The 1,239-nt window shown below is 61.7% G+C and carries 3 protein-coding genes; all 3 read right to left on the bottom strand.

Annotated features, from left to right (window positions below; all coding sequences use genetic code 11):
- Nucleotides 1-237, bottom strand: a 237-nt coding sequence (locus tag E3T43_RS00590) for a transposase (protein WP_166791196.1), incomplete at its 3' end; no start/stop codon positions are given.
- A 40-nt stretch (nt 238-277) separates the two neighbouring features.
- Nucleotides 278-664: a transposase gene (locus E3T43_RS00585; RefSeq protein ID WP_134470919.1), complete on the bottom strand. Its 387-nt coding sequence runs from the start codon at nt 662-664 to the stop codon at nt 278-280.
- A gap of 54 nt (nt 665-718) precedes the next feature.
- Nucleotides 719-1,078, bottom strand: coding sequence for a DUF6444 domain-containing protein (locus E3T43_RS19605; RefSeq protein ID WP_370449852.1), 360 nt, complete (start codon nt 1,076-1,078; stop codon nt 719-721).
- Nucleotides 1,079-1,239 lie beyond the last annotated feature (161 nt).

The raw sequence follows: 1,239 nt of genomic DNA, 5'->3' as shown, positions 1-1,239 counted from the left end.
ACTCACGGAACGGATGGCCACGAAGTATTCTGCGCTTGCGCTTGCGCTTGCGCTTGCGCTTGCGCTTGCGGTGGGGCGTAGGCATCCCGAAATTTTTTGGCGGTTCTTGATCATTCTGATGTCGCGTTCGGCCTGATTATTATCGAGTGGGATGCTGAAGTCGGTGGCGAAACGCAGCACGTGATCGTGGTGGGGACCTAGCCTGTTGAGCAGTCGCCGCTGCTCGGTTTGCGCGATGCGACCGCCGGTTTTCGGGTGGAATCGGGCCGGGCACTGCTCATCGCCGGTCGTGAACCATCACCTCGGTGAATGACTGCAGCACCCCACCGTTCAGCGTGCCGGCGGGTCCGTGTTTCGCATCGATATGGAACACGGTGTGCGTGGTGGTGCCCGCGCAGTGCGCCCAGGCCAGGCCGCCGCCCACGCGCAGGCCGGTCTCGTCGACATGAGCTACCGCACTGGCGGTGACGGCCTGGTTGATCAATACGACCGTCTCGGCCAGCAGCGCGGACGTTTTCGCTCCCACGGAGGACACCCGCCCGGCGGACACGGAGACCTGGAACAGATCCTTGAATACGGCCGCGGTGCGGGCGACGGGCATATCGTGCACATTGATCAAATAGGCGCCGACCGCGTGCAGCCTCGGCCGTAGGACACCGCGCATTTCACGTCAGCGGGGAACACGCCGCTGGTAACGGTGTCGCACCGGCATAGCTTTTCAATCCGTTGATGCTCGACCGTTTCCACCCGGATCGGCGGGACGTCGATGATGTGCCGCCTCGCAGCGATGGTCCCGGCCACGCAATGAACTCCCACAGCCCCGGCATGTGGTGGGCTCGTGACGCAGGACCTGGCCCGGAGTCGCCGTGATCGGCAACGAAGTACCACCGCTGCCCGTTTGTTTCCCCTGCGGTTTACCGGAAGATTCGCGAAGCGACTGGGCCTTCCTGGCGGGCTTGCTGAAGCTATCCGTGCTGGGCGGCTTGGAGGAGTTCGTCGAGTTCTTATCCAGCCGAGAACGCAACGAAGCGTTCTCCTCCTCGAGACGATCAACCCGCTTCTCCAGCTGATCAACCATCGCCCCAAACTCTGCCCGGACGGTCTTATTCTCCTGCATCAGCTCAGCGACCGTGTGCATCAACTCGCTATACGTAGGACCACTGACCATGACACCATCGTCGCAGCGAAAAGACCTGAAATATTTTTAAACCGCCGGAAACCGCAAAACCCACGCAGAAA

Origin of the sequence: Cryobacterium sp. Hh7 (assembly GCF_004403155.1) — a bacterium.
In the GTDB taxonomy this organism is placed as follows: domain Bacteria; phylum Actinomycetota; class Actinomycetes; order Actinomycetales; family Microbacteriaceae; genus Cryobacterium; species Cryobacterium levicorallinum.
This window is presented reverse-complemented; position numbering and strand designations above follow the sequence as displayed.